The sequence below is a fragment of the Streptomyces turgidiscabies Car8 genome (assembly GCF_000331005.1).
Classification (GTDB): domain Bacteria; phylum Actinomycetota; class Actinomycetes; order Streptomycetales; family Streptomycetaceae; genus Streptomyces; species Streptomyces turgidiscabies.
The window spans coordinates 618,276-637,086 of the sequence record NZ_AEJB01000361.1; the positions used below are offsets into that span (position 1 = coordinate 618,276).

18 protein-coding genes are annotated in these 18,811 nt (G+C 69.5%); 9 read left to right on the forward strand and 9 right to left on the reverse strand.

Annotation, left to right across the window (positions count from 1 at the left end):
- The 4 genes from STRTUCAR8_RS26805 to STRTUCAR8_RS26820 all read left to right on the forward strand — a co-directional run bounded on the left by STRTUCAR8_RS26805 (position 1) and on the right by STRTUCAR8_RS26820 (position 5,586).
- Entirely contained in the window at positions 1-1,650 is a 1,650-nt protein-coding gene (locus tag STRTUCAR8_RS26805) for a site-specific integrase (protein WP_234372664.1), read from the forward strand.
- Between the two features lie 107 nt (positions 1,651-1,757).
- Positions 1,758-2,819, forward strand: a complete 1,062-nt coding sequence (locus tag STRTUCAR8_RS26810) for a tyrosine-type recombinase/integrase (RefSeq protein ID WP_044472862.1) — start codon at positions 1,758-1,760, stop codon at positions 2,817-2,819.
- A 14-nt stretch (positions 2,820-2,833) separates the two neighbouring features.
- Positions 2,834-3,181 (forward strand): helix-turn-helix domain-containing protein, encoded by a 348-nt coding sequence (locus STRTUCAR8_RS26815; protein ID WP_006378788.1) that lies wholly within the window; start codon positions 2,834-2,836, stop codon positions 3,179-3,181.
- A complete protein-coding gene (locus STRTUCAR8_RS26820) occupies positions 3,178-5,586 on the forward strand; it encodes a site-specific integrase (RefSeq protein ID WP_006378878.1) in 2,409 nt (802 codons plus the stop codon). Before STRTUCAR8_RS26815 ends, STRTUCAR8_RS26820 begins: the two co-directional genes overlap by 4 nt.
- Positions 5,587-5,711: 125 nt before the next feature.
- Here the strand turns inward: STRTUCAR8_RS26820 and STRTUCAR8_RS52815 are convergent, their stop codons facing one another.
- A complete protein-coding gene (locus STRTUCAR8_RS52815) occupies positions 5,712-5,870 on the reverse strand; it encodes a hypothetical protein (RefSeq protein WP_006378570.1) in 159 nt (52 codons plus the stop codon).
- A 248-nt stretch (positions 5,871-6,118) separates the two neighbouring features.
- Between STRTUCAR8_RS52815 and STRTUCAR8_RS50235 the strand changes: the two genes are divergently transcribed.
- The 3 genes from STRTUCAR8_RS50235 (at position 6,119) to STRTUCAR8_RS26830 (ending at position 8,450) form a co-directional block, all read left to right on the forward strand.
- The gene (locus STRTUCAR8_RS50235) at positions 6,119-7,270 is read left to right on the forward strand and encodes a caspase family protein (protein WP_158697473.1); all 1,152 of its coding nucleotides are present in this window, start codon (positions 6,119-6,121) and stop codon (positions 7,268-7,270) included.
- A 186-nt stretch (positions 7,271-7,456) separates the two neighbouring features.
- A complete protein-coding gene (locus STRTUCAR8_RS26825) occupies positions 7,457-7,951 on the forward strand; it encodes a hypothetical protein (protein ID WP_234372665.1) in 495 nt (164 codons plus the stop codon).
- Position 7,952: 1 nt separating this feature from the next.
- Positions 7,953-8,450 (forward strand): coiled-coil domain-containing protein, encoded by a 498-nt coding sequence (locus tag STRTUCAR8_RS26830; protein WP_006378622.1) that lies wholly within the window; start codon positions 7,953-7,955, stop codon positions 8,448-8,450.
- Positions 8,451-8,574: 124 nt separating this feature from the next.
- On the opposite strand, the gene STRTUCAR8_RS26835 is transcribed toward STRTUCAR8_RS26830, so the two are convergent.
- The 7 genes from STRTUCAR8_RS26835 to STRTUCAR8_RS26865 form a co-directional block, all read right to left on the reverse strand.
- Positions 8,575-9,375 (reverse strand): COG4705 family protein, encoded by an 801-nt coding sequence (locus STRTUCAR8_RS26835; RefSeq protein ID WP_044472863.1) that lies wholly within the window; start codon positions 9,373-9,375, stop codon positions 8,575-8,577.
- 221 nt (positions 9,376-9,596) lie between these two features.
- A complete protein-coding gene (locus tag STRTUCAR8_RS26840; protein ID WP_006378867.1) occupies positions 9,597-10,265 on the reverse strand; it encodes a response regulator in 669 nt (222 codons plus the stop codon).
- On the reverse strand, positions 10,262-11,542 hold the full coding sequence (locus STRTUCAR8_RS26845; RefSeq protein WP_044472864.1) for a sensor histidine kinase: 1,281 nt from the start codon (positions 11,540-11,542) through the stop codon (positions 10,262-10,264). Before STRTUCAR8_RS26845 ends, STRTUCAR8_RS26840 begins: the two co-directional genes overlap by 4 nt.
- 27 nt (positions 11,543-11,569) lie before the next feature.
- Positions 11,570-12,409: an ABC transporter protein gene (locus tag STRTUCAR8_RS26850; protein WP_006378797.1), complete on the reverse strand. Its 840-nt coding sequence runs from the start codon at positions 12,407-12,409 to the stop codon at positions 11,570-11,572.
- A complete protein-coding gene (locus STRTUCAR8_RS26855) occupies positions 12,406-13,344 on the reverse strand; it encodes an ABC transporter ATP-binding protein (protein WP_006379057.1) in 939 nt (312 codons plus the stop codon). The genes STRTUCAR8_RS26850 and STRTUCAR8_RS26855 overlap by 4 nt, the downstream gene beginning before the upstream one ends.
- A gap of 136 nt (positions 13,345-13,480) precedes the next feature.
- Positions 13,481-14,497 (reverse strand): M56 family metallopeptidase, encoded by a 1,017-nt coding sequence (locus STRTUCAR8_RS26860; protein ID WP_006379289.1) that lies wholly within the window; start codon positions 14,495-14,497, stop codon positions 13,481-13,483.
- Positions 14,498-14,501: 4 nt separating this feature from the next.
- A complete protein-coding gene (locus STRTUCAR8_RS26865) occupies positions 14,502-14,882 on the reverse strand; it encodes a BlaI/MecI/CopY family transcriptional regulator (RefSeq protein WP_006379182.1) in 381 nt (126 codons plus the stop codon).
- A 198-nt stretch (positions 14,883-15,080) separates the two neighbouring features.
- Here STRTUCAR8_RS26865 and STRTUCAR8_RS26870 point away from each other — a divergent pair, with 198 nt between their 5' ends.
- Both STRTUCAR8_RS26870 and STRTUCAR8_RS26875 read left to right on the forward strand, forming a co-directional pair.
- Positions 15,081-16,478 (forward strand): MGDG synthase family glycosyltransferase, encoded by a 1,398-nt coding sequence (locus STRTUCAR8_RS26870; protein ID WP_006378864.1) that lies wholly within the window; start codon positions 15,081-15,083, stop codon positions 16,476-16,478.
- Positions 16,475-17,197, forward strand: coding sequence for a polysaccharide deacetylase family protein (locus tag STRTUCAR8_RS26875; RefSeq protein WP_006378772.1), 723 nt, complete (start codon positions 16,475-16,477; stop codon positions 17,195-17,197). Before STRTUCAR8_RS26870 ends, STRTUCAR8_RS26875 begins: the two co-directional genes overlap by 4 nt.
- Positions 17,198-17,512: 315 nt before the next feature.
- Here the strand turns inward: STRTUCAR8_RS26875 and efeB are convergent, their stop codons facing one another.
- Positions 17,513-18,793 (reverse strand): iron uptake transporter deferrochelatase/peroxidase subunit, encoded by a 1,281-nt coding sequence (efeB, locus tag STRTUCAR8_RS26880; protein ID WP_006378685.1) that lies wholly within the window; start codon positions 18,791-18,793, stop codon positions 17,513-17,515.
- Positions 18,794-18,811: the final 18 nt, after the last annotated feature.

The following is an 18,811-nucleotide window of genomic DNA, read 5'->3' on the forward strand; positions in this document are numbered from 1 at the left end:
GTGTGCGCTGCGGCCGGTCTGCCGGTCCACGGTGCGGGCCCGCATCCGCACTTCGACGACGCAGTCTGGGACTTCACCGGTGTCATCGGGCTGCCGCGGTACCTTGCACGGTACGCGCGGATCTTGTTCTTCACCGAGATCCTCAATCCCCAGTGGAGGGAACTCGCGAAGGAGTTCATCTTCGCCCGGCTCGCACCGGACCACCGCGCTGTGCGGGAACTTGCCCACGCCTACCGAACGCCGGTGCTGATAGCCACGGTGCATGGGCGGCTGACCGTGCTGACCGGCTGGCTGAACTGGCTCACCGAACAGGGCGTGGACAACCTCGGGGAGGTCACCCAGCAGCACTGCGCCGCCTACCTGGAACTTCGCAAGAAGGTACGGGACAAGCACGGCGTCGTGATCCGCGACAGCAGCCCCGGCTACCGCATGGACGTCGTGGCGGTTGTCCAGGAGTTGGGCTACTACAAGGAATTGTTCTCAGTTGACGGCTACGTGCCGACCTTCCGTCCGTGGGGGCGACGCACGGCGTACTCCGTCGCCGGGATGGTCCGTCGAACGGGCAACACGACACCACCGCTGAGCAACGACGTCTTCCAACCACTCGTCGCAGCGGCCCTGTACGTGGTGGAAATGCTGGCGCCGCACGTCATGGAGCTGCAGCAACAGCTGCAGGAGATGGTGCCGAACCGGCCGGGCCGCAACAACCGTGCGCGTCCGGACTGGAGGGTCGAGGTCGCGCAGGCCATCGACCGCCACATGCAGGAGGGCGATCCGTTCGATGTCGCCCTCGATCACGTCGTAGCCGAGCGGCTGGCGGACGGCTGGGATCCGGACGATCCGCTGCTACGGGTGAACTTGATCTCCCTCGCCCACGAGACCGGACGGCGCGCCTTCCACTACACGTGGCTGCCCACCCTGCGTGGCCACCTGGAGAAGGCCGTCAGGGAAGTCGGCCTGTCCAAACGCTGGGGCCGGACGGCCGCCCTGGTCGAACGTGCGGACGGGCGGGGCGGTATCCCCTGGACCTTGCCGATGAACACCACCGAGGCCCGGCTGCAGCTCTCCCGGGCCCGCACAGCCTGCCTCATCGCGCTTGCCGCACTGACTGGAATGCGGAAGAGTGAGCTGGCTGAGCTGACCCACGACTGCCGCCTGCCTCCCGAACAGCTCGGCGAGGGCCGCGTCCGCTACCGCCTGAAGGGCAAGGTCATCAAGGGCCGGAAGTTGGGTGGTGAACACGATCAGTGGGTGACCATCAAGCAGGCGTACGACACCGCCGGCGTAGCCGCCTCGCTCGCTGACCTGGTGAAAAGCGACGGTCACCTGTTCAAGTCGCTCTCCTTCTTCACCCCGTACGAATGGTTCCTGACCTGGGTCAATGGCCCAGAGGGCCGTCGACTTGGGCTGGCACCGATCCCCGAGGTGCCGGTCAGTCTGCGGATGCTACGGAGAACCCTCGCGGTGGAAATGGCGCACCGGCCCGGTGGTCTGCTGGCCGCCAAGATCCATCTCAAGCACATTTCCGTGGTCACCACCGAGGGCTATGCGGACCCTCGGGAATTGCATCAGACGGGCGAGAAGTCGCAGGTCGCCTGCTCACGGAGAGAGCCTGACGGACTCCGACACTACTACGACCTGACGTCCTGACCAGGCATGTTGCCAACATTATCCCGTCTAATGCATGATCTGCCCTCCAGAAGGGATGGTCTGGAGTGGTGCATCAGCAGAAGGTGGCCCTCGCTGGGTCGGCTCGCATGGAGCTTGTCTCCGGTGTGGTCCAGCTGCGTCCGGAGGACGCGATGTTCGACGCGATGCTGCGGGGCTGGCGGGCTCAGCAGAAGTCGCGGGGGCTGAAGGACGAGACGATCGACCCGAGGGAACGGCTGATCCGCCGGTTCCTCGATTTCGCGAACGAGTACCCGTGGCAGTGGACGCCGGCCCACATGGACGAGTGGTCGGCCTCGCTGACGAGCGAGAAGCACCTGGCGCCCTCCACGATCCGCAGCTACCAGGGCACGGTTCGGCTGTTCACCGAGCTCCTCATCGACGCCCGCTACGGCTGGGGCCCGGCCTGCGAAGAAGCCTTCGGCGCTTATCCGGTGGCCATCGCTCACGAGTGGAACACCCTCCCTCACCTGCAGGATTACGAGGGCGATCCGGAAGCGAGGCCGTTCACCCGCGAAGAACTGCAGCGGTTCCTCGACTACGCCGACGACCAGGTCGCACGCGCCGTGAAGTCCAAACGCAAGGGAGCCCTCGCCGCCTACCGCGACGCCACTCTCTTCAAGGTCATCTACGGCTGGGGCCTCCGCCGGACCGAGACGTCGAAGCTGGACGTGGTCGACTTCGGGCGGAACCCGAAGGCTCGCCAGTTCGGCCGGTACGGCACGCTCAACGTCCGTTACGGCAAGGCGAAGAAGGGCCAGCCGCCACGGCGTCGGAACGTGCTGTCGGTGATGGACTGGGCCGTCGAGGCGGTCGCGGACTACGTCGAGAACGTCCGGCCGCGCTTCGGGTTCCCCGACCACCCGGCTCTCTGGATCACCGAACGCGGCGGACGCCTCCAGCCCGGCTCCATCAACGACCGGTTCGAGGCATACCGCGACGCCCTAAAACTCCCAAAAGATCTAGTTCCGCACTCAATCCGTCATTCATACGTCACGCATTTGACCGAAGACGGAGTAGATAGGCGATTTATCCAGCAGCAAGTCGGTCACGAGTGCGACAGCTCCACGGCCATCTACACGCACGTCAGCGACGACTTCATGAACACTGCCCTGAGCAAGGCCCTGGCGCCGGCGTTCGCCGGCGCCTGACGAGGAAGGACCCGATGATGGCCGCCAAGCTCGACTACCACTGGCACCTGCGCAAGGTCATGGCGGACCGCGGGATGTTCTCCACCACCGACCTCATCCCGCCGCTGAAGGAACGCGGCATCAGCCTGTCGTCGAGCCAGGTCTACCGGCTCGTCGTTGAGCGGCCCGAACGCCTCAGCCTGAAGATCCTCATGGCTCTGCTCGACATCCTCGACTGCACCATGGACGACCTCATCGAGCCCATCGCCGTGGCCGGCTCCGCGAAGAAGCCGAAGAAGGCCGCCGCAGGCGGGACTTCGGTCTCCGAAGGAGTCGGCGACCTGCGCCCCCGGCGGGCCCGCATCAGCGGAGTCGACCGGTGACAGGTCTCGCCGGGGAAGTCCTCGCGGATCCGGTCGGCCTGGTCGTGCGGCTGATCGGGAACGTCGAAAAGCACCTGCCCGCCGAGCGCGTCCGCGACATCGTCCTCACGGTCGTACGCGCCCGAGCCGGCCGCCGCAGCCTCGCCCAGGCCCTGCACGACGACCCGTCACTGTTGCGGACCGGACAGCCACCGGCGCCCTACTGCGTCGCGAAACTGCTGATGGCCCTGCACGAGGCCGGCGCCCAGAACGTCGCGCTGCCCCGCTGCGGCGAGTGCGGCCGCGCATGCGGCTACGTCGGCAGCAGCAAAGGTGGGCACTGGGGCTGTTCGCGCTGCTTCGACAAGCCCGCTGTCTGCGCGGGATGCCATGAAGAGCGACGCGTCGTCAGCAGGGACCGCCATGGCGAGCCCCGCTGCGCGAACTGCCCGGACACCGAGGGCGATCCGCTCCAGGAACTCACCGAACTCGTCGTGAGTCTCGATCCCGCCCTCAACGACGACGTGGTCCTGGCCGCGCTCGGGCGGGCCACCGTCCGGCCCGCCGGTCAGCGCCGCCTGGCCTGGGCCGTCGTCGCCCGTCCCGAGCTGCTGACCGGCGCCGGTTACGAAGCTCCCACCCCGGCCGCCCTGCGGTTCGTCGACGAGCTTGTCAAGGCCGGGGCGACCAAGGTCGTCCGACCGGCCTGCCCGCGCTGCCACGGAGTGAAGGCGCTGTCCAAGCTGCTGGACGGCAAGAGGATCTGCCGGGCCTGCTTCGCCCACCACGCGGCCGTCCCCTGCTTCGGCTGCGGCGCCGTGCGCGAACCCGCCACACGCGACGCCGAGGGCCGACCGCTATGTCCGAACTGCATGATCAGACAGCCCGAGAACCTGGAGGAGTGTGTCGGCTGCGGCCGACGCAAGCCCGTCGCGAACCGGCTGCCTGATGGCCCACGCTGCCAGAACTGCCGGCCGAGGATTACCGCGGAATGCGGCATCTGCGGGCGGACGGCGCTCTGCGACATGTCCCGGGCTACTGGCCAGCCCTGGTGCGACCGTTGCCAGCAGCGATGGGTGGCCTGCAGCGGCTGCGACTCCGTCGCCCAGGCCCGCGGCGGCACCTGGGAGATGCCGTTGTGCGCGAAGTGCACCAACCCCGACCCGGACTTCTGGAGCCGCTGCCCGGTCTGCACCATCACCTGGCAGCTCAGCACCCGCCCCTGCCAGCGATGCGTCCTCGACCAGCAAGTATGTGACCTCCTCGGCGGCCCGGACGGGGTCATCCGCCCCGAACTCGCCCCGTTCCACGATGCGTTGACGAGCGCTGAGCGCCCCGACGTCGCCTTCGCCTGGGTCTCCCGCTCCAAGGCCCGTGACCTCCTGGAACGCATAGGCCGCGACGAGCGGCCCGTTACCCACGATGTCCTCGACGAACTGCCCCCGGGCAAGGTGCTGGCCCACCTGCGCAGTGTCCTGGTCGCGACCGGCGCCCTGCCGCCCCGCGACGAACGGCTGGTCGTCCTGGAGAAATGGATCACCGCGACGGTCCAGGCCCGCACCGATCTCGCCGAACGGCGAATCCTGCACGGCTACGCGGTCTGGCACCACATGCGCCGGCTCCGGCGCCGCCTCGGTGAAGACCATACGACCCGGCTCCAGGACCTGAACGTGCGCTGCCACGTCACCGCAGCGAACAACTTCCTCGACTGGCTCGGCGGCGAAGGGCTCACACTGAGGACCTGCACTCAGACGGACCTGGAACGCTGGATGTCCGAGCCCACGGTCAGCTACCCCGACGAGACCGGCCACTTCGTCCGCTGGTCGGTACAGCACCGGCATGCCCGCGACCTGACCTACGGCACCGTCCGCTGGAAAGGCCCGCTCAGCACCATCGACAGCGAGAAACGATGGTCGGACGCCCGGCGCCTCCTCAACGACGACACGCTGCCGACCCCGGACCGCGTCGCGGGACTGCTGCTGATCCTCTACGCACAGAAAATCGCCACCATCAGCCAACTCACCGTCGACGACGTCCACTTCGACGGCGACACCGTCTCCATCACGTTCGGCACCTCACCGGTCGTCCTCCCCGCGCCGCTGGCCAGCCTGGTCCGCGAGCTCGTCGCGACCCGCCGCGGCAAGGCCAAGATCGGCACCCCGGAGGACGCTCCCTGGCTGTTCCCAGGAGGCCAGCCAGGACGCCCTCTCGGCGACGACCGGATCGGCCAGCGCCTCCACAAGATCGGGATCCGGCCCAAGCAGGACCGCTCCACCGCGCTGTTCACCCTCGCCACCGAAGTGCCCGCCGCGATCCTCGCCAGGATGCTCGGGGTCCACATCAAAGTGGCCGTCCAGTGGCAACAGGCATCAGGCGGGGACTGGGCCGCCTACGCCGCCGACGTGAGCCAGAGAGGAAGATCATGACCGGGGCATTCCGAGGGCCAGAGATTTCCTGGCTGGGCACATCAGGGGGCCCAGTCGAACGGCAGTCGACCGGGCCCCCTGATCGTGCTTTGCTGGGGTTGGGCAGAGAAGTCCATCGGGATGCTCTACCCGATCGTCACGGAGACACCACCACCGTTGACGATCAAGAGAACTGCACCTGCGATGGCGCCCACCACCAGCAGGATGCAGATCAGGCGGGCGGTCCGGCGACGCTTAGCAATGGCCATCCGGACCGTCTTGCCGATCTCTTCAGAAACGGGCATGCCTCTCACCTCCCTTCATGTCTCGGAGAGTTGAGAGACATCCTCTTGCCCTCGTCGCACCTATATGACGACCCATGACGCTGCGTTAAACTGGCTGACGCCGCATGACATGAGATGACACCAGGGGACACGGAGGAACGCGGGTGGGACATCTCCGGTTCCCTGACCTTCGCCCCAGTCCTGTCCGCGATCTTCTGATCTGGATGCACCAGCTGCACGGCCGAGCCGGAGCTCCTGGCGTCCGAACGATGGGCGAGGCCGTCGGATGCAGCCACCACAAGATCCACGAGATGCTGACCTCGGGCAAGTGCCCTCGTGACGGAAGCACCTTGTTCGATCTCGCCGAGTGGCTGGGCAGGCAGGGGTCACGACCGCGCCTGAGGGGCAGCGACGAAGACGAAGAGCGGTTTTTCGCGGAGCTTGATGCCTTGTGGGCGGCGGCCGTGACGTTCACTCTTCTGCAGCCGCCAGAGCTTCCACCACCTACCCCACCGCGGCAGAGTGCCCCTGACTCCTCAGCTGAGGTGCCTAGCCGCCCCGCCGAATCCCCGGAGCCGAAGCCCCAGTTGCCCTTCGCTGCGGTGGAGGGCAAGGTCATCGGTGACAGAACTGTCAGTTCGCAGCCATCGTCCGGAACGCGTCTTTTGCGGCACGCGGCAATGCCGGAATTGATGGAGTCGCGGGCCCTGCTGGTGGCAACTGGCTCCTACGGCGACGTCGGCCTTCCCGACCTGCCGGGGGTGCACAAGGGGGCGCGAGCGCTGGCAGACGTCCTGATTTCGTCGCAGCCAGAACCCGCCTTTGCCGCTGACAAACTGAGACTGATGATCGACCCGGAAGACCCCCGGGACATCCTGCGGGCTGTCCAAACTGCCGCGGATGAAGCTCGCGACGTGCTAATGCTCTACTTCGCAGGTCACGGACTTGTGTCGCAGCGAGGTGAGCTTCAATTCGCCACCCGCAGCACTGAACCCGGCGTTGACTACACCACAGTCCGGTACAACGACATCAGGGAACTGGTGGCCTCCAGTCGGGCAAAGCGTTCGCTGGTTGTGCTAGACGCCTGTTACTCAGGCCGTGCGTTGGATGTGATGGGGCCTTACACGGGCATGCAAGAAGCCCCCAGCACCTATCTGCTCGCCTCTGCTGGAGCGCGGAGTGCGTCCTTCGTCGACAGCGAAGGCGTGCCGATCTTCACTCAGCAACTTATCGACGTGCTCAACTTCGGCGATGCGGAAGCACCTGAAATTCTCACAATCAGGGAAATTCACCAGATACTGGCTTACCGGGCACGGCGTGACGGACATCCGCTCCCTGAGTTGCGAGCTAATGAGACGGGCCATGCGCTTGCACTTGCCCGCAACCATGCTCTTGACCCGCCACGAGTGGATCTCCCATAGGGGACGGCTGCACCTCACCGTGAGGTTGGGGTACTGGCTGCTTCACCACGCCTGACGGCCATACCAAGGGCTCATCATGCCCAGGCATTCGGAGAGTTCCAATACCCGACTCCACCATTAGACCGCCCCGGTGGGGCCCAGTCGGTGCTGATGGCCGAGTTCGGCCAAGAGGAGCGAGAGCACAAGATGCGCGTCGCTCTGGACGCATTCCACGACTACCAGAACGGTATCCGGCCTGCGGGGCCTGGCGCCAGCGACCTCCTGGACTTCTTCGCGTTCGTCGACGAACAGCTGGATTCCTCCGGGGCGCCGAACATCAAGCGCAGCGACCAGGAGGTGACGAACCTGCTCGCCAAGCGGGCCAAGTCCCTGCACCTGGGGTCGGCGAACTACTGCTGGTTCCTCGATCCGTCCAAGGCGCTGTGCCTCAAGCTCGCGGGGGCTCACGCCCGCGGGGCGACGGAGCCCTTGATCGGCATGTGCGATTCGGCGCGGTGTCCCCAGGCCACCCACCATGCCGGGCACCGCCCGGTTTGGGCGGCCAGCGCCGAAAGCAAGAAGGTCTTCATCGCCACCATCGGACGCGCACAGCGGACGGAGAAGGCCCGGCTGAGTACGGAACTGGCCCGCGATGAACGCGTGCTGGCCGAGATCGACGCCCTCTCCGGAACGGGGGCATGACGTGGCCCGAATCAACGACGAGACCCGGCGGAACAACGAGACGGCCATTCGGCATGTCATGGAACGGCTCCTTGCCGGTGACGTTCCCTCGGGCGGCAAGTGCGACATCAAGACCCTCGCCATCCAGGCCGGGGTTGCCCGCACCGGCTTCTATCCCAAGAAGAACCGCGACGGCTCGCCACGGCCTGGGCCGTACCAACACCTGGCGGAGGAGTTCGAACGCCGGCTGGCCGAGCTCCGGGAGAGGGGAGTCGTCCCGGACCCACGGGTCGCACAGATCGAACGCCTCAAAGAGCAGGTCTCCGGGCTCAAGGAGCGCCTCGTCGCCCGCGACGCGCAGATCGACGACCTCACTGCCTTCCGGCAGCGGGCGCTGTCACAGATCGCCGCCCAGCGGATGGAGATCGAGCGGCTGCGGGAAGCCTTGGCCGCGCCGTCGAATGTCCGGGCCTTGGTACCCGCCCGCAGCGGCACGGCGCCGTTCGGACCATGCAGTTGAGTCTGGTCTTGCCCGGAGAAACCATGGGAGGCGGATTCAACTGTCACGTCGTCTGCCAGTGCTCCATGTGGTGTGTTGGGCCCCGAGTTCGAAACCGAGGCGGCCACTGAGCATCACTGCGACATCAGGGCATGGGGGTGTTCTGGACGTCCTTCCGGGAGACGGCGAGGTAGCCGACGAAGCCCAGGATGGCCACGGTCCAGGACAGGGTGACCGGTCCGAGGCCCAGGTTGAGTCCGCCCCGGCTGTGGCTGACGGCCATCCAGTCGGCGATCGAGGCGCCGAGGGGACGGGTGACGATGTACGCGGACCAGAAGGCTGTCACCGCGTTCAGGCTGCCCCGGCGGTGGGCGACGGCCGGGACGGCGATCGCTGCGGCGTACAGGACGGCGGAGCCCAGGTAGCCGAGTCCGATCGTGGCGGTGAGGTCGCCCGCGGCGGTGCCCAGCGCGAAGGTGGCCAGCACGGCGGCCCAGTAGAAGCTCTCGCGGCGCCGGGTGTGGATGCTGTGGATGGACAGGGTGCGCTCGACGCGGTACCAAAGTGCGAAGACGGCGGCCAGCGCGGCCATGAAGAACGGAGTCGAGAGCGTGTACGGAACGCCAAGGCCGACGTGCAGGACGTCGGCGGCCATCGTGCCGAACACGCTGACCATGACGATCGCCGTCCAGTAGATCCAGGCCACGTACCGCCGGACGGCGAACTGCACCGCGAGGGCGGTCACCAGGGCGATACCACCGAGGCCGACCGCAGGGATGGGGCCGAGCAGGTGGGCCAGCCAGTCGGAGGCCGTCTCGCCCATACCGGTCGTCAGCACCTTGATGATCCAGAAGTAGACGGTCACCTCCGGCACCTTGCTCGCCGCGTGGCGCAGGTGGCGCGCGTGACGCTTGGGCCCGTTCTGGGTGAGGTGATCTGTCGTCATGGCAGGCACGATGACATGGCGCTCGGCGGTTGCCCCAGACCCCTTTGCCAGAGTTTTTGTGCTTCTGGTGCTCGGGTTGCCCAAGGTTCGTCCGGACCTGAACACAGCCTGAACGCCGAGGCCGACGGACTGGTCAGCGGCGTGCGCACGGTGGTACTGGGGATCTCTTGGCAGTTCCTCGCGACCGGGAACTGAGCCTGCCTGGCCGCCCGTTCCTCGACTCAGCCCGCGTTGGGCCGGGCGAGGCCGTGGTCGTAGGCGAAGATCACGGCCTGGATGCGGTCGCGGGCGCCGATCTTGGCCAGGACGCGGCCGACGTGGGTCTTGACGGTGGACTCGGACAGGACGAACCGGGTGGCGATCTCGCCGTTGGTCCAGCCGTTGCCGACGGCGACGAGGATTTCGCGTTCGCGTTCGGTGAGGGAGGCCAGCCTCGGGTCCTCGGGGGAGTCTGCGCGGTGGGCAGGGACGTAGCGGGCGTACTCGTCCAGGAGGCGGCGGGTGAGGGTGGGCGCGATGACGGCGTCGCCCCCGGCGACGGCGCGGATGCCGGCGAGGAGTTCCTCGGGGCGCGCGTCCTTGAGGAGGAAGCCGCTGGCGCCGGCGCGGAGGGCGGCGTGAACGTATTCGTCGAGGTCGAAAGTGGTGAGCACGAGGACGCGCGAGCGTTCGCCGGCGGCGACGATGCGGCGGGTGGCCTCGATGCCGTCCATGCCGGGCATGCGGACGTCCATCAAAACGACGTCTGGGCGCAGTTCGGCGGCCTTGCGGACGGCTTCGGCGCCGTGTGCGGCCTCGCCGACGACGTCGGTCTCGGGGACGGAGTCCAGGAGCAGGTGGAAGCCGTAGCGTTGCAGCGGCTGGTCGTCCACGATAAGCACGGTGGTCACTGGGCACCACCTTGGGGTGTGAGGTCGAGGACGGCCTCGACGCTCCATCCTCCGCCGTCCGCCGGCCCCGCGCTGATGCTCCCGCCGTAGAGGGCGACTCGTTCCCGCATGCCCACCAGGCCATGTCCTTCTTCGTTCGGGGCCGAGGCCGGTCTGGCCGGGCCGGTGTCCTGGACCCGGATGGTCAGCCGGCCGTCCTCGACGAGGATCGCCAGATGCACCCGGATGTCTGGGGCGGCGTGCTTCAGGGTGTTGGTGAGGGCTTCCTGGACGATGCGGTACACCGTCAGCTGGACGCCACTGTCCAGGGCGTCCATGTCGCCGGAGGTGCGGTAGACGACCTCCAGTCCGGCGGCGCGCACCTTGGTGCACAGTGCGCCGATGTCCGCGATGCCGGGCTGCGGGCGGAGTTCGGGGCCGCCCTGCGGACCGTCGGCGGCCTCGCGCAGCACGCCGAGCACGCGCCGCAGCTCGCCGAGGGCCTGCCGGCCGGTGTCGCCGATGAGCTGGAGGGCCTCCTTGCCGCGTTCGGGAGCGATGTCGGTGGCGTAGGCGCCGGCGTCGGCGAGCGTGATGATGACGGACAGGTTGTGGCCGACGATGTCGTGCATCTCGCGGGCGACCCGGGTGCGTTCGGTGGCGGTGGCCAGCCTGCTGCGCTGGTCGCGCTCTATCTCCAGCCGGGCGGCCCGGTCCCGCAGTCCGGCGAGCTGGGCCCGGCGGATCCGTACCATCAGGCCGAGCGCGAGGGCCGCGGTCGCCGTGCTCAGCAGGAAGAACAGCGCATCCCAGACGGACACGGCCGAGGATGCCCGAACCGCGACCAGCGCGATGGCGCCCGCCATGACCGCACAGGCCCACGGCAGCTGCCGGAGCCACCCGTGCAGGGCCAGGCTGTAGAGGGCGACGAAGAGGGCGATGTCCGCACGCAGCGCGGCGCCCAGTGCCCACTGCAGGACGAACACCGCTGCGATGGTGGCGAAGGCCGCCACGGGTTTCCGCCGCCGCCACAACAGCGGCAGCACCAGGCCGGCCTGCAAAGCAAGCATCCCCGCTACGGGCAACTGAGTGAACGCAAGACGGAATCGCCGCGGACCGTCGCCGTTGTCGGCACCGCCGTGGATCAGGTCGGGCAGGCAGAACATCAGGAAGACCACGAGCACGACCACGGTGTCCAGCACCCACGGGCGGGCCCGGTCGGCCTGCCGCAGCCGCTGGCCGCCCCGGGAGAGTCGGGCGACCAGCGGTCCCATTCCGCTGATGTCATCGGTGGTCACGGACGTCACCTGTCCATGGTGCGGGTGTCAGGCGTCGGAGCGCACGAGCCGGTACGCCGCGCCGCCCAGCGCCAGCGCCGTCCAGCACAGGAACACCATCAGCCCGGCGCCCGGTGACAGCGTCGTGGTGTCGTGCGTCAGAGCGAACATCGACTCTCCCGCATTGGACGGCAGGTAGGGGCCGATGTCGACCTGCCAGGAGGTCGGCAGCAGTGAGATCAGTCCCGGGATCAGCATCAGGGTGGCGACCAGCACCGAGATTCCGCCGGCCACCGACCGCAGCAGCGCGCCCAGGGCGGCGCCGATCACCCCGACCAGGCCGAGGTAGAGCCCGGCGCCCAGCAGGCTTCGTATGACTCCGGCGTGCGTCAGGCTCATCGCGGCGGGCGTGCCGGAGACGATGCCGCTGCCGAAGCCGAAGGCGACGAATGCGCCGAGGCTGCCGATTACCAGCGCGACCAGCCCGAACACGGCGGCCTTGGACCACATCACGGGCAGCCGTCGGGGGACCGCCGCAAGTGTCGAGCGGATCATGCCGGTCGAGTACTCGCCCGCCGTGACCAGCACGCCGAGCACGCCCAGAGCCAGCTGAGCGAAGTTCGTACCGAAGAGGGACAGGCTCACCGCTGTCGAATCGGCGAAGTCCCGGTCCATGTGGCCGGAGTTGATCCCCGACTTGTAGCGGCTCGCGGAGATCAGGCCGAAGGCCACCAGGAACAGCAGACCGAGGCCCAGGGTGATCCACGTCGAGCGCAGGGACCACAGCTTGGCCCATTCGAAGGAGAGCACGCGCCGTCCGGTCACCCGGTATGCGGGGCGGGCGGGGGTGGTCCGGGGTGTCTCGGCGGTTGCGGTGAGGGTGCTCATGCGGACCTCCCAAGGGTTTCGATCCCGGTCGTGGAACCGTGGTACTCCACGGCGTCCCTGGTCAGGTCCATGAACGCCTCCTCCAGTGACACGGTCCGCGCGCTCAGCTCGAACAGCGCGATCCCGTGCTCGGCGGCCTTCAGTCCGATCTCGCGGGCGGTCAGCCCGGTCACCTGCAGCTCCTCGGAGCCGATCTGCCCGGTGACGTCGACGCCCGGCCCGGCCAGGATGTCCCGCAGCCTCGCCGGGTCCTGCGTCGCGACGTTCACCGTGTCGCCGCCCGCCTCTCGGATCAGGTCCGCCACGGTGGTGTCGGCGAGCAGCCGGCCGCGTCCCACGATGATCAGGTGGTCCGCGACCAGGGCCATCTCGCTCATCAGGTGGGAGGACACGAACACCGTCCGGCCCTCGTCGGCGAGCGCCTTCAGCAGGTTGCGGATCCAGAGCACACCCTCCGGGTCCAGCCCGTTGACCGGCTCGTCCAGCATCACCGTCTGCGGATCGCCCAGCAAAGCCGCCGCGATGCCCAGCCGCTGGCCCATCCCGAGAGAGAAGGCACCCGCCCGCTTCTTCGCCACGCTGCCAAGGCCGGCGAGGTCGATGACCTCCTCGACCCGGCGGCCCGGAATGCCGTGGGTCAGTGCGAGGGCTTTGAGGTGGTTGTACGCCGTACGGCCCGGGTGGATCGACTTGGCCTCCAGGAGCGCGCCGACCTCCTGGAGCGGTGCGTGGTGGCGGGCGTAGTGCTGGCCGTTCACGGTGACGGAGCCGCTCGTCGGTGCGTCCAGGCCGACGATCATGCGCATGGTCGTGGACTTACCCGCGCCGTTGGGCCCCAGAAAGCCCGTCACCGTTCCCGGCTTCACGACGAAGTCCAGCCCGTCGACGGCCGTCTTCTCGCCGTACCTCTTGGTCAACTGCCGTGCGTCGATCATTCGCGCTCTTCCTCTCGGGCTGCGGCGTCCGTCGCCTGCTACGCCTCACCGGCAACGCTAAGCGCCGAATCATCCCGATCCGGTGGTACCGGGAGGCTGAAACCCGAGGGGCACGTGGTACCGCGGTACTACGGGTCTACCTGCGGTGTCTTCCGTGTTCGCCGGCTCCGCCGTGGTCGCAGCAGGCGTCCGGCCGCTGCGGGGAGTGGCTCGTCCGCTCTGCGCTCTGCGTCCCTGCGTCGAGGGCGCACTGGGCCTGCTCCGCGCTCTCGACCAGGCTCTCGCTGTCCGAGGCGGCGTTGGCCAGACTGGCGCAGCACAGGGTGAGCAGGAGGGCGCCCACCACGAGCGGCAGACTGCGGCGCGGGGGCGGCGGGGCCAGCAGGGCCCGCACCCGCTGGGGCACCGCCCCGCCGGTCGCGGCCAGGGCTGCGGGGCGCGATGCGCCGGCGGAGGCGAGGGCCGCACGGCCGACGGCGCGGGCGACGACCGTCCGGCTGCCGACGTGGGCCGCGGCCTCCTCGTCGGCCCATCGCTCCAGGACAAACCCGCCCGCCTCGGCCAGCGGTCGCAACAGCGGATTGACGGCAGCCGTGAGTCGCCAGACAGCCTGGAAGAGGTGGTGGCGACAACGGAGATGGGCCCGCTCGTGTGCCAGGAGAGCCTCGCGTTCTCCGTCGCCTAGGCAGCGCAGCATTCCACGGGAGACCACGATCCGTCCGGGGGCGCCGGGCAGCGCGAACGCCTGCGGAGTTTCGTCGTCGAGCACGGCCAGCTCGGTGTCTCCGGGCATCCGGCCGCATTCCCGCCGGGCCCACAGGACATGGCGGACCTGCCGTGCCGCCGCCACCGCCAGCGACACGACTCCCGCCGCCAGAGCCAGGGCACTGACGGCCGCCACAGCCAAGGAGACCGGGTCCTCGGCACGCAGAGCAGCCACCGACCAGTGGCCCTCCTCCGCGACCTCGGGGATCTGCGCGAACCCGGTGAACGCCAGCAGGGCCAGTGAACCAAGCCAGCCGGCCGCCGTCACGAGCGCCGCACACGCCAGGGACCACGCCGCGGGCCCCGGCGCAGGCCGCCGGGCCGCCCGGGGCGCGAGCACCGCGAGAACCACGGTCACCAGGAGGGGAATGTAGACACTGATCGTCACCGGCCTACCGCCCGTCGTCGCCGCGCCCGGCGTCCTGCTCGCCCAGCAGGCGGTGCAGCAACTGCTCGTCCTCCGGCGACAGTTCGGACACGAAACGGGACAGCACCGCCTCCCGGTCCGAGCCGCGCTCCAGCAGGCTGTGCATCCGCACGGCGGTGTCGGACGCCTCGTCTCGGACGGGAGCGTAGGCGTATCCGCGGCCCGCGGGGTGCCGTACCAGCATGCCCTTGTCGTGCAGGCGCGACAGGATCGTCAGCACCGTCGTGTACGCGAGGTCCCCGGGCAGCCGCTCCAGGACCTGCCGTGCGGTCATCGGCTCGTCCGCGGCCCACAGGGCGGCGAGCACGCCGCTCTCCAGCTCCCCGCGTGCCCTTCTGCCGGTCACCCCGCCGCTTTCCTCGCTCTTCCGGTCCTGCACCGTCCACCGCCTTCCCGCTCGGCACCCCAGCCTACCGGGAGCTACTACGGCTTGTAGGAAGCGGGACGGGACTCTGCTACTGGAACTACTACATGTCGTACGAGTTTACCTACTACATGTTGTAGAGTTCGGCCGCCCCACTCCATCTGCGGAGGAACGAGCCCCATGCCCTACCTCGGAAGTTCGGTGCATCTGCGCGCCCTGGCGGCCGCCACTCTGCGCCCTGAGCCGGTGCCGACCACGGCGCGCGCCGAGCGTGTCGCGATCGTCTCGGCGAGCATCGGCGCTGGCCACGACGGGGCCGCTGCCGAACTGGCACGCGGGCTCACGGCCCGCGGCCTCGTCGTCGACCGGTTCGACCTGCTGGATCTGCTGCCCGCGCGGATCGGGCCGCTCGTCCGGGACGGTTACCACCGCATGCTCGTCCGGGCCCCCTGGGCCTACCAGCGGATCTACCGCAGCACCGAACGCGCCGGTGGCGGCGGGATGTTGGCCAGGGCGCTGTTGCGCACGGCCGAGGAGCGCATGCTGCGCGCGCTGCACCCCGGCACCGGTGCGGTCGTCTCCACCTACCCGGGAGCCAGCCGTGTCCTGGGCGGCCTGCGGCTTCGCGGGCGACTGACCGTGCCCGTGCTCACGTACCTCACCGACTTCTCCGTGCACCCCTTGTGGGTGGCCGACGGTGTCGACGTCCACCTCGCCGCACACGCCGTGCCCGCCGCCCAGGCGCGGGCCGCCGGGGCGCGGGATGTCCGGGTGTGCGGTCCGGTGGTGGATCCGCGGTTCCGTCCGGGCAGCGCGCGGGAACGGGTCGCGGCCCGGACCCGCTTCGGGTTGCCGGAGCAGGCACCGCTGGCGCTCCTGGTCGCCGGCTCCTGGGGCGTCGGACCGGTCCGGCAGATCGCCCTGGAACTGCGCGACTGCGGCGTTGCCGTCCCCGTGGTCGTGTGCGGCCGCAACGAGGCGCTGGCCGAGCAGTTGCGGGCGGACGGCATCGAGCACGCCTACGGCTGGGTCGACGACATGGCCGCCCTGATGCACGCCGCCGATGTCCTGGTCCAGAACGCCGGCGGGCTCAGCTCCCTGGAGGCGTTCGCCACCGGTCTGCCCGTGGCGAGCTACCGGTGCATACCGGGCCACGGTCTGACCAACGCCGCCGCGCTGGAGGAGGCCGGCGCGGCGGTGTGGATCCGTGACCCGGCCCGCCTCAAGGCCGTGCTGTGCGACCTGATCGACGGCCCGCTCGGACTGCGCCAACGCGTGGCCGGCCTCGCCCTGTTCGCCACCGGGCCCGACGGCGGACCCGCCGCGGAGACAGCACGCGTCCACCGTGCGGGGCTGGCGCCGCTGCCTCTGCGGCGCGCGGCGGGGCGGCGGCGCCCCACGATGCGGCGGCTCACCGTCACCACTGCGGCGGCGTGCGCCGTATGGGCGTGCGCGGTCGGCACGGGGATCGCCACCGCGTACGACGGCTCGGGCGTGATCCACGCCATCGGACACGGCCTCGACCTGGACGACCCTCCTTTGGGCCACGCGCCCCGCCCGGAAGGCCACCACTCGTGACCGCCACCCGGCTGATCCTCAAAGCAGCCCTCGCCGCTCTGCCCGCCCTCGTGACGGCCCATGCCGCGCCTGTCGTCTCCACCTTCGGGCCGTTGCGCAACCGCGCCATGCCCCGCCTCGCGGGCCGGGGCCGCCCTGGTCACATCGCTCTCACCTTCGACGACGGACCCGACCCGCTGTCCACCCCGCTGTTCCTGCGCCTCCTCGCCGAACGCCAGGTGCGGGCTACCTTTTTCCTGCTCGGGCGTGAGGCGCACCGCTCGCCCGGCCTGGTGCGTGAGATTGCCGCGGCGGGACATGAGATCGGCATCCACGGCTGGCTGCACCGCCCGCTGCTGCTACGCGGTCCGCGTGCGACGTACGACGACTTCGCCCGCGCCCGCGACACCGTCGCCGGCATCACAGGGCGCCGGCCCACGCTCTTTCGGCCCCCGTACGGCGTCATGTCGACCGCCGCCCATCTGGCCGCCCACCGGCTCGGCCTCACCCCGGTGCTGTGGACCTCCTGGGGCGAGGACTGGACCCCCCGCGCCACGCCCGAGTCCGTCCATCGCACTGTCACGTCCGGCCTGGACGCAGGCGGCACCATCCTGCTCCACGACTCCGACTGCACCTCGGCTCCGGGTGCGTGGCGCTCGGCTCTGGGTGCCCTTCCTCTCATCCTCGACACCTGCGAGCAGCGCGGCTACGAGGTCGGCCGGCTGCACGACCACGGATGATGCCCACCTCGTGGCGCATCGAGGCCGGCGATGTCGCGCCTGCCGCTTGACCCTCGCCGGCTTCGGGACAGGGGCCTGGACGCTCGAGATCCCCACACCCCGTCGGCAGCCGGTCAGGTCATCATTGCCGGTCGGAGCCCGAGTGTTCAGCGTGGTTGGCAGCAACCAGCGGATGCCGGCGCCCGGACATCGCTGACTGGGGGGTGAGAAACACATCCTCACCGTCAGCCACGGGGCGGGCATTACGGCCGACTGCGGACGGATCGTCAGCCGGGCGCGCAATCAGGGCTACCGCACAACGCCACGCCAGCGTCTTCAGGTCGCGAGCAGTCCACGCCCCAGCCAGTCGGAAGAGTCGCGGACGCCGGGCAGGGCGAAGAAGTAACCGCCGCCGGTCGGGGAGATGTAGTCGACGAGGGGTTCGTCGATCAGTCGGGTCTGGGTGGCCTCGAACTGCCGCTTCACGTCTTGCTGGTAGCAGCAGAAGACCAGGCCCATGTCGAGGTTGCCGACGCTGTCGATGCCCCGGTCGTAGTTGTAGCCGCGGCGCAGGATGCGGGAGGTGTCGGTGGCGGAGGTGCGGGGGTTGGCGAGGCGGATGTGGGCGTCGAGCGGGATCGCCGTGCCCTGCGGGTCCTTGCCGTAGTTGGGGATGTCGGTCTCCTGGGCGCCGTCCAGCGGGGCGCCGGTGTCCTTGCGGCGGCCGAACATCTTCTCCTGCTCGGTGAGCGAGACCCGGTCCCAGAACTCGACGAGCGTGCGGATGACGCGGATGACCTGGTAGCTGCCGCCGGTTGCCCAGGCCGGCTCGCCCTGTCCCGCGCCGACCCAGACGAGGCGGTCGGTCTCCCGGGCCGAGGTCACGTCGGGGTTGGCGATGCCGTCCTTGAAGCCGAGCAGGTTGCGCTGGGCGCCGGTGGGGCGTGGGGTGTTCTGGAAGCCGTCGATGCGCCACTTGATCTGCATGGCGCCGCGGGTGTGCCGGGCGATGTCGCGCAGGGCGTGCAGGACGACGTCCTGGCGGGCTGCGCAGATCTGCAGCGAGAGGTCGCCGTGGCACTCGGCCGCCTGCAGGTTGTCGTTGGGGAAGGTGCGCATGGGGGTGAGGCGCCGGGGTATCGCCTTGGCGAGGCCGTATCGGTCGTCGAAGAGGGAGGCGCCCACGCCGACGGTGACGGTGAGCGCGTCGGCGGGGACCTCGGGGCCGAGGATGCCGTTGTCGGAGGGCGGGGCGCCGACGCCCAGGTCGGCGGGGGTGCCGCCGGAGGTGAGGAAGCGGGCGCGGGCGGTGATGGTCCGCAGCAGGTCGGCGAGTCCGGCGCGGTCGTCGGCGATGACGTTGAGGGAGACGAAGGTGGCCGCGGCCGGGGCCGGGGTGACGATGCCCGCCTGGTGCGCGCCGTGGAAGGGCACCTTGCCCGCGCTGGTCGTCTGGGCGGCCTGCGCCTCGGCCGTACCGCTCTGGGCCAGCGCGAACCCGCCGCCGGCCAGCGCCGCGCCCGCGGCTCCGGCTCCCAGGGCCGTCTTCACGAAGGAGCGGCGGCCTGTACCGGCGGGGCAGCCGGCCTGCGGGGCGGGCGTTTCGGCGGACGGCATGGGGCGGTTCCCTCTCTC

Coding starts and splice junctions, on each gene's coding strand:
- STRTUCAR8_RS26810 (WP_044472862.1), top strand. CDS start 1,758: ATGGAGCTTGTCTCCGGTGTGGTCCAGCTGCGTCCGGAGGACGCGATG.
- STRTUCAR8_RS26815 (WP_006378788.1), top strand. CDS start 2,834: ATGATGGCCGCCAAGCTCGACTACCACTGGCACCTGCGCAAGGTCATG.
- STRTUCAR8_RS52815 (WP_006378570.1), bottom strand. CDS start 5,870: ATGCCCGTTTCTGAAGAGATCGGCAAGACGGTCCGGATGGCCATTGCT.
- STRTUCAR8_RS50235 (WP_158697473.1), top strand. CDS start 6,119: ATGGGCGAGGCCGTCGGATGCAGCCACCACAAGATCCACGAGATGCTG.
- STRTUCAR8_RS26825 (WP_234372665.1), top strand. CDS start 7,457: ATGCGCGTCGCTCTGGACGCATTCCACGACTACCAGAACGGTATCCGG.
- STRTUCAR8_RS26835 (WP_044472863.1), bottom strand. CDS start 9,375: ATGACGACAGATCACCTCACCCAGAACGGGCCCAAGCGTCACGCGCGC.
- STRTUCAR8_RS26850 (WP_006378797.1), bottom strand. CDS start 12,409: ATGAGCACCCTCACCGCAACCGCCGAGACACCCCGGACCACCCCCGCC.
- STRTUCAR8_RS26855 (WP_006379057.1), bottom strand. CDS start 13,344: ATGATCGACGCACGGCAGTTGACCAAGAGGTACGGCGAGAAGACGGCC.
- STRTUCAR8_RS26870 (WP_006378864.1), top strand. CDS start 15,081: ATGCCCTACCTCGGAAGTTCGGTGCATCTGCGCGCCCTGGCGGCCGCC.
- efeB (WP_006378685.1), bottom strand. CDS start 18,793: ATGCCGTCCGCCGAAACGCCCGCCCCGCAGGCCGGCTGCCCCGCCGGT.